Annotated in this window: 12 protein-coding genes; 2 read left to right on the forward strand and 10 right to left on the reverse strand. The window is 48.8% G+C overall.

Going from position 1 to position 6920, the window contains the following annotated elements; translation table 11 throughout:
• The 6 genes from F8N00_RS14790 to F8N00_RS14815 all read right to left on the reverse strand — a co-directional run.
• The coding region (locus tag F8N00_RS14790; RefSeq protein ID WP_421018470.1) for a phosphotransferase family protein at positions 1-612 on the reverse strand (612 nt) is incomplete at its 3' end.
• 19 nt (positions 613-631) lie between these two features.
• Positions 632-1597 carry a LacI family DNA-binding transcriptional regulator gene (locus F8N00_RS14795; protein WP_055967520.1) on the reverse strand — a complete coding sequence of 322 codons (966 nt, stop codon included), beginning with the start codon at positions 1595-1597 and terminating at the stop codon, positions 632-634.
• The gene (locus F8N00_RS14800; protein WP_421018471.1) at positions 1572-2420 is read right to left on the reverse strand and encodes a Cof-type HAD-IIB family hydrolase; all 849 of its coding nucleotides are present in this window, start codon (positions 2418-2420) and stop codon (positions 1572-1574) included. The genes F8N00_RS14795 and F8N00_RS14800 overlap by 26 nt, the downstream gene beginning before the upstream one ends.
• A 114-nt stretch (positions 2421-2534) precedes the next feature.
• A complete protein-coding gene (locus F8N00_RS14805) occupies positions 2535-3008 on the reverse strand; it encodes an NUDIX hydrolase (protein WP_421018472.1) in 474 nt (157 codons plus the stop codon).
• A gap of 20 nt (positions 3009-3028) precedes the next feature.
• Positions 3029-3439: a hypothetical protein gene (locus tag F8N00_RS14810; RefSeq protein WP_421018473.1), complete on the reverse strand. Its 411-nt coding sequence runs from the start codon at positions 3437-3439 to the stop codon at positions 3029-3031.
• A gap of 30 nt (positions 3440-3469) precedes the next feature.
• Complete coding sequence (locus tag F8N00_RS14815) at positions 3470-4156, reverse strand: glyoxalase (protein ID WP_421018474.1); 687 nt, start codon at positions 4154-4156, stop codon at positions 3470-3472.
• Between the two features lie 132 nt (positions 4157-4288).
• Here F8N00_RS14815 and F8N00_RS14820 point away from each other — a divergent pair, with 132 nt between their 5' ends.
• Together F8N00_RS14820 and F8N00_RS14825 are read left to right on the forward strand one after the other, a co-directional pair.
• Positions 4289-4945 carry a hypothetical protein gene (locus F8N00_RS14820; RefSeq protein WP_075642195.1) on the forward strand — a complete coding sequence of 219 codons (657 nt, stop codon included), beginning with the start codon at positions 4289-4291 and terminating at the stop codon, positions 4943-4945.
• A gap of 58 nt (positions 4946-5003) precedes the next feature.
• Positions 5004-5252 carry a hypothetical protein gene (locus tag F8N00_RS14825; RefSeq protein WP_410756061.1) on the forward strand — a complete coding sequence of 83 codons (249 nt, stop codon included), beginning with the start codon at positions 5004-5006 and terminating at the stop codon, positions 5250-5252.
• On the opposite strand, the gene F8N00_RS14830 is transcribed toward F8N00_RS14825, so the two are convergent.
• The 4 genes from F8N00_RS14830 to F8N00_RS14845 all read right to left on the reverse strand — a co-directional run.
• The gene (locus F8N00_RS14830) at positions 5231-5707 is read right to left on the reverse strand and encodes a GNAT family N-acetyltransferase (RefSeq protein WP_313586784.1); all 477 of its coding nucleotides are present in this window, start codon (positions 5705-5707) and stop codon (positions 5231-5233) included. The genes F8N00_RS14825 and F8N00_RS14830 overlap by 22 nt on opposite strands.
• A gap of 16 nt (positions 5708-5723) precedes the next feature.
• Complete coding sequence (locus tag F8N00_RS14835) at positions 5724-6044, reverse strand: hypothetical protein (protein ID WP_421018475.1); 321 nt, start codon at positions 6042-6044, stop codon at positions 5724-5726.
• On the reverse strand, positions 6031-6210 hold the full coding sequence (locus F8N00_RS14840; protein ID WP_421018476.1) for a hypothetical protein: 180 nt from the start codon (positions 6208-6210) through the stop codon (positions 6031-6033). Before F8N00_RS14840 ends, F8N00_RS14835 begins: the two co-directional genes overlap by 14 nt.
• A 10-nt stretch (positions 6211-6220) precedes the next feature.
• Positions 6221-6920, reverse strand: a 700-nt coding sequence (locus tag F8N00_RS14845) for a DUF5915 domain-containing protein (RefSeq protein WP_421018477.1), incomplete at its 5' end; no start/stop codon positions are given.

Below are 6920 nucleotides of genomic sequence, written 5' to 3' on the forward strand. Positions count from 1 at the left end.
TCTCGTGGGCTCGGAGATGTGTATAAGAGACAGGTATACTGTTGTTTCACCTGCTGTCCGCAACAAGAGTAACGTCCGCGCGACATCCGCGATCGGTGGACCTGTCGTCGCATCATGCCAATCGATGACGACGAACGTTTCATCTGCTGTCACGAGGATGTTCTGGAAATGGAAGTCCCCGTGGAGCAATCCTTGCTGTTGCGGAACGTAAAGTGTTTGGAGTAATCGTTCCGCCTTCAAGCGTAACTCTAGTGATAGATGACGTATTTTGTGCTCGGTGACATCGTACCATTCAGGAGCTACACGCGATTGTTGCTGATGAATCCGTTGATGTAATGTCGCGAAGGCGTTAAGAAAATCTGTTATTCGCTCCGGTTCGAACAACTCTAACAATTCGCTGCCGTCGACTCGCTGCATCTCAATGAAAGGCGAATCTTCTAATTCAACGGCATATACGTTTGGTGTCGGGATGGCCGTCCGCTCAAGTTCTTCGAGCATGCGAAATTCCTGAGTGATCCGTTGTTTTTCAATCGATGCTTGAAAGTACTTACGGACTCGTTCGTCAGAGATCGTCATCACGGTAGCGGTCGCACCGGTTTTTTCCTTATTCATCTGTATAACCCCCAGTCTCTTATGTCGTTTGTCGAATCATCAAAGAAGGTTCCAGTAAAGAACTAGCGCTTTCACTCTGATTCAGCGCGTCACTCAATAATTGTTCTGCTGCCAGTCTGCCAAGCATTACAACCGGTTGTCGGATCGTTGTTATTTCAAGCGCTCTGGCAATTGGTACATCATCAAATCCCGTAATGGCGATATCCTCTGGCACCCGAATGCCATCCTTGCGAAATTGATCGATAAGACCCGCAGCGACTTCGTCATTGCCGACGATGATGGCGTCTGGCAAGTCTATCGTTAGAAGTTGACCTGCTAGTGCTTGTCCGTCTTCGAAAGAATAGCACCGATCCGCGTACCATTGAATTCCATGGCAGAGCGTAGACGTCTTGAGATATTGGTCGAACGCCTCCCGTCTGACTCTTCCGACTCCGCTATCTGGATTTCCAAGACAGAGACCGACTGTTTTTGCTCCTCGTTCTTCTACATGTTGCAGCAACATTGTGATCGCTTTTCCATGATTAAAAAAGAGCGACGGCACGATATCCTGATGGTCTTCGCAGGCAACGACTGGTCCAACCGTCCGCATCGTTTCAAGTAACTGCGGCTGACTGATGGCGCCAATGATCAATCCGTCAATCCGCTTATCGCGAAGGTATTGCATACTCGCTTCTTCTTTTGCTGGATCGTGTTCCGTCTGGATGACAAGGAGTGTGTGGTTTCGTTCCATGCACACCTGACCAATCCCCTCGAGTAATTGATGAAAAAACGGATGACCCACACGCGGCACGAGGACACCAATCGTATTCGTCTTACCGCGTGAGAGGTTGATCGCATTTCCGTTCGGACTATACTCCAGTCGCTCCATCACGTCTAAGATGATCCGCCGCTTTTCTTTTGAGACATGCTTATGACCGTTTAAGACACGGGATACCGTCGACTTCGAGACACCCGCTTGTTTAGCGATATCCGAGATGTTCGCCATACTGTTCCTCCTTCGTTTGTTCCCATCGTTCTAAGCCGTTTAATGCCTTCGCTACACCGTCCTCGTCATGATCACTGGTGAGGTATGTCGCTCTGCTTTTGACAGATGCTTCAGCGTTTCCCATGGCAATCGATGTTCCCGCCACTTCAAACATCGGTAGATCGTTTTGATTATCACCGATCGCAATGATGTCCTCGGCTGTCATCCCGTACGCTCTCGCGATGTCTTGAAGGGCAGTCCCTTTTGTCACGCCGTTTGCCATGACTTCTAAGTTATAGGCACCTGAACGTGTCACGGAACAGATCTTCAGCTGAAGGAGTTGTTGCTCGAGGTGTTCGAGCTGCCATCTGTCAGGTGAGACGAACATGAATTTGATGACGTCCAGTTGATCGATTGCGATTTCGTCAACTTCCTCAACACCGTATTGCGTTAATTGAGCCTGAATCGCTTCTTGAAACGCACGATCTCCGCCTTGAAGAGCAGCAATCGAAAACTGCGGTAACAGGATGTTGTCTTGTAGATAAATATGTATGAATACGTTTGTAGATCGTACGATCTCCCAAATCGTTCGACTGCTAGAACGGTTCAAAAAATACCGTCTACCTTGTCCTACCTCGATCTCTGCCCCGTTCGCACCAATGACCGGACAATCCAGTCCGTGTTGCGCTAGAATCCGTCGTGCATCAAAGGCAGCTCGCCCGGTGACGATGATGACGATATCTCCTTTATCCTGCCGTTTCTTGATGGCTACCTGATTTCCCGACGAAATTCTGTGTTCCTTATTCAATAACGTTCCATCTAAATCAATCGCAAAGCATCGCATCGCGTTTCCTCCTTTTCGTGTCCTCTTGATGCTACAGGCTGAAACGCGTCCCAGTGCAACAAAAAATCTTGAATGAACAGTTCATTCAAGATTTTTTGTTTTTTATCCCTTTCTTCAAATGGAGACGTGATGCGCTGTCCGTTGTTTCTGAACATATTCCATCAAGATCGGTCGTTCCGGTGGATTGAGGTTTTCTGGTAGCTGATCGATAGCGAAAAAGCGTAATTCTGCGACTTCTGACGGATCCAGAACCACTTCACCGGTATAAGCAGTACACAGAAATGCCGAGATCACATTATAGACTTCATCCCCGTGCGGATACTTATAGTAAAATGCATCACCCGAATAGACGTTTAATAATTCGAGCTGCTCCGCTTCAAGACTGGTCTCTTCCTTTAATTCTCGTTTTGCTGTCTCTACGAGCGTCTCCCCGATCTCAAGCGCTCCACCAGCGAGTCCCCAGCATCCGTTATCTTGCCGAAGTTGTAATAAGACTTCTTGTTTATCGTTGACGACGATGACACACGCTCCTGCCATGACGAGCGGTCGTGTGCCAACGAGTTTGCGTAATTCTGTGATGTATCCCATATCATTCAGTCCTTTTCCATTTAAATCACTCTCGTTCGGACGCGCATTCGTTTGAGTCCCGTCAATAGGAGACACAACAAGATGATGCCCGAAACGAACAGTACGTATGTATGAATCGTAAAGAGGGCACGGAAATCGATTACGGCAAGATTCTGCTGTATCTCAATCCAACTACTTAGTATGATTCCACTGATTGCAAATAAGATGATTACACCGACCTGTCGACGTGTCAACGTAACATACGTCAAAACACGCATGCCTTCACGGATCACGAACGGTAGGAGAACGAGGAGTGCTGCGACCGGTAAGATGACCGGGTCACCGCCTTGCTGAGTCGGCATCGAGCGGGTCAAATAGCCAAACAGAAAAAAGAAACCACATACGAACAACAATAATCCGAACGCGATACTCGCATTCACCGCTTTATTCATCTTACTTCCCTCACTTTTTACTTTTATGAATTATAAAGACACAGTTCTTTGATGCCATACACCCGCTGCGTCCAGCCGGACCCGATGTCTGCCGTCGAGTTCCATCTCGATCGGACTGACCTTCGCCGTCTTCGGTGAGAACAACCATGTCCGTCCTTCTGGGACGAGCAAAATATGCGTTCCATCCGCGACCGGTCCGAGGAAGTTGAGTGACGCGCCGTTGAGCGGACGTTCCCGTCGCTCGAGAACGCCGATTTCTGCTAACTGCTCACCGACTTCAAGCACGTCTTTCACCGTCAGACTCATCTCACCAATCCCGAGGATGTCGGATACATCAAACGTCAGTTCCGCTTTAGATGGATTGATTCGATGCCGCGCAATCAGCTCCAAGACATTTTCATCTGGATCATAAAAATAGCAGGAATGCGAGTCCGTGAAGTCAAAATAAATCTCGTCCTGTCCATCTTCGATCAAGAGTGGTGTCCGTTCTACGAGCCACGCTTTTCCTTGTTGGAAGACGTTTTCCGGAATGTTGAACGCCATATGGTATTGCGTATCAACATCGTCCGTCTGTCGATATGTCAGTTGATCGGTACCGATTTGCATCGTAAACGAGTCGTCCGTTTCCGAGACGAGCGGGAATCCGATCTGGTTTATGTAAAAAGCCTTCATTGTCTGTAGATGGCGTGTCACAAGAGTGGTTTTTAAAATGTTCAAGCTGATGACCTTCCTTCATTTGCAGTAAAATTTATCAAAAAGCGATATGCTTTATTTTACCACTAATGGTAAAATCATGACGAATGGAAAGTCTGATTTTTCAGATATATTTATACCTGAGAGGATGTTTTGATGAAATTATTAATCGCTCAACCAAAACGCGAGACCGGACTCGAGCAATTTGAACGTGAAATCGCCGCTTATCCTGAAGTCGATCTGATTGTCTATCCGGAAGGCTATTGTACGGTCACGGAACTCGAACGCGTGCAACATCTTGCTAAACAGTTCGAAACAGCCATCGTCCTCGGTTACAAAGATGAAGCGAATCTCGATCGCGCTGTCATCATCGATGCGACCGGGACGATTCTGCTTGATCGCGCCAAAACACCAGAAGCTGGACCGCTTTATACACCTTCAACAGCAAACGACGGGTCGTTCCGCTATGGATACGTCCTCTGTCGCGAAATCTTCTTAGGAAAAGACGGACTACGCGAGGAATCCGGACTTGATCTCATCTTCAACCCGATCGGCGTCGGTATGTTCAGTGAAGAACAGTATGTCGAGTGGTCCGGTGAAGCGCGTATCATCAGTCAGGCGCAACAAGCGCTCATGATCGGAACGAGTCATGCCGATGGTTCGTACCGCAACTGTGGTTTTTCGATTCCGATTGCCTTCATCTATGACGAGACCGGTGAACCGTTGCTGTTGTCTCATAACGATACGCGGACACGTCTGTTTGATACGGTCACGCGCCACGTCGAAGTCGTCGGTACACCATCCTTATCGTAAACGAACACACGCTTCTTCCGGTCAGAAGAAGCGTGCCATTCCTTCAGGAGGTGCTCATATGTCTCAAACAGGTCGTGCGTCATTCTTTTGGAAACGATACTTCTATGTCTTCTTTCCTTTGTTCCTCTTCGGCGTCAGTCACGAATCGTACCTGGTCGATAATCCGTTAGCTAACCTTGAGGACATCGGTGAGTTCGTCTTCTTTTGTCTTTATCTGTTTAATTTTGCCGTCCTTGCCGCTCTATTAACGAATCTGTGGTGGTGCTTCCTTCCGACAAAACCCGCTCATTCCGAAACTGATTTTTGATAGGAAACGAGTGTCGCCCGTTCATTGAGCGGTTGACTGACACCCGTCAATCGGTAACCCATCTTCTCATAGAAATAACAGTTACGTGTCTCTTCACGAATCGTCCGCAGTTCCCATGTCGTTGCAGCCGGATACGCTGCTTCAACGAGCTGTAATGCGCGTTGGGCGATTCCTTCACCTTGACGGGCTGGATCTAAGAACATCGGACTGATCGCGTAGCGACTCGGTGCTTTCGCAACGACACAAATCCCGCCGACGACGACATCGTCGACGATGATTTGATGAAACGTACTGCTCGGATGCGTGATCCGGTGAATGACACGATCGATCGATTCGTTCGCCGGATTCGTTGCAAAATCCTGATACCGCTCGAGCGTCTCTGAAAACGCCTCGAGTTGAAGCGTGTGAAGCTTCGGAGCGTCTGTAAGAGACGCTACCTTTAATTGAATGTCCACTGAACCTCTTCCTCTCTTACCGGAACCATTCCCAAAATTGCGTGCCTTGCGCGACGATCAAGTAGTCGAGCCATCGCTCGAAGCCAAACGGCATTGCGTCTTCTTCCCATTCCTCGAAATTAAGAAATTCCCCACTCCAGATCCGATTTCCTGCCGGGCGATTCATCTCGTAGACGATCCACTCCCCGTCTGGTCCTGCGCCGATCGCTAAGAAGTTTTCGGGACATTCCCAAATCTCGCTATACGTCAGGCAATCCTCGATCGAAAAGAGTTCGAATCCATCGTTGTAGGATAACGTTTCGTGCTGAAACAGCTTCGCCCCGTTATGTTGACGCAAAGAACGCCTGATAGTCGTCTGCCGTCCACGCAGGTAACAGCGCGAGCTGTTCGTCCGTCGCCCCTCGGTTAAAGATGAAACGTTCTCGGGCAACATATCCTTCTTCTTTTTGGACCTCTAACAAACCGTCGACGAGTCGACCTTTTAATGTTTCTAATGCAATCATGATCTTCTCCTTAACAATATTCTTTCGTTGGTGTAAACGAGACACCGACATCGTGTCCCCCTAGCTGAACATCCCCTGCTCCTTGTAGCGGTTCAGTTCGCACGGAGGATAAGGAAAGATGTTTGAATAATAAAGGCTCAAACGTCTCGACGATCGGCTGGAACGTCGCATCGACCGACAAGACGAGATCGATTCGGGCGTCCCGCGATAACGCTTGTGCCTTTCGTTCCGACTGGATATAGCGGACGAGCTCCCGCATCCAGCGTTCCTGCTCCAGTGCTTCCGTGATCCGCGTATCAAGCGTCACGGTGAGTCCACCATTCGTCGCAGCAGCAAAACCCGTCTGGACGATTGGTTCGACGATGACGTCCGCTTGACGCACCTCGACTTCATCGCCTGATGTGGTCCGGTAGATTAATCTTCCTGTTTCAAGCAAGTCGGAAGTCTGCTGTGCAGACAATTGTTGTAGCCATTGATGGATCGCGTTCGCTTGCTGTGCGAATTTCGCTCCGGCTGCGCGGAAGTTCAGTTTAAGACGGAACCGTGTCGTCGCTTGCGTCGTCGGGACGATTTGGACGTCTTTTACATTCAGTTCCTCTTGAATGATTGCCGTATAGTCCGCCCACGAAAAGGTTTCGCTCGATTGGACGCTTAGGCTAGCAAGCGGTTGTTTGACTTTTAAGGCGTGCGTCTGTCTCTTATACACATCT

It is taken from the genome of Exiguobacterium sp. A1_3_1 (genome assembly GCF_048985645.1).
Lineage (GTDB): Bacteria > Bacillota > Bacilli > Exiguobacteriales > Exiguobacteriaceae > Exiguobacterium_A > Exiguobacterium_A indicum.

What these genes read in the sequence shown, in the direction of transcription:
- F8N00_RS14810 (WP_421018473.1), bottom strand. Translation starts at nt 3,439, where the DNA reads ATGAATAAAGCGGTGAATGCGAGTATCGCGTTCGGATTATTGTTGTTC.
- F8N00_RS14795 (WP_055967520.1), bottom strand. Translation starts at nt 1,597, where the DNA reads ATGGCGAACATCTCGGATATCGCTAAACAAGCGGGTGTCTCGAAGTCG.
- F8N00_RS14820 (WP_075642195.1), top strand. Translation starts at nt 4,289, where the DNA reads ATGAAATTATTAATCGCTCAACCAAAACGCGAGACCGGACTCGAGCAA.
- F8N00_RS14825 (WP_410756061.1), top strand. Translation starts at nt 5,004, where the DNA reads ATGTCTCAAACAGGTCGTGCGTCATTCTTTTGGAAACGATACTTCTAT.
- F8N00_RS14800 (WP_421018471.1), bottom strand. Translation starts at nt 2,420, where the DNA reads ATGCGATGCTTTGCGATTGATTTAGATGGAACGTTATTGAATAAGGAA.
- F8N00_RS14805 (WP_421018472.1), bottom strand. Translation starts at nt 3,008, where the DNA reads ATGGGATACATCACAGAATTACGCAAACTCGTTGGCACACGACCGCTC.
- F8N00_RS14840 (WP_421018476.1), bottom strand. Translation starts at nt 6,210, where the DNA reads ATGATTGCATTAGAAACATTAAAAGGTCGACTCGTCGACGGTTTGTTA.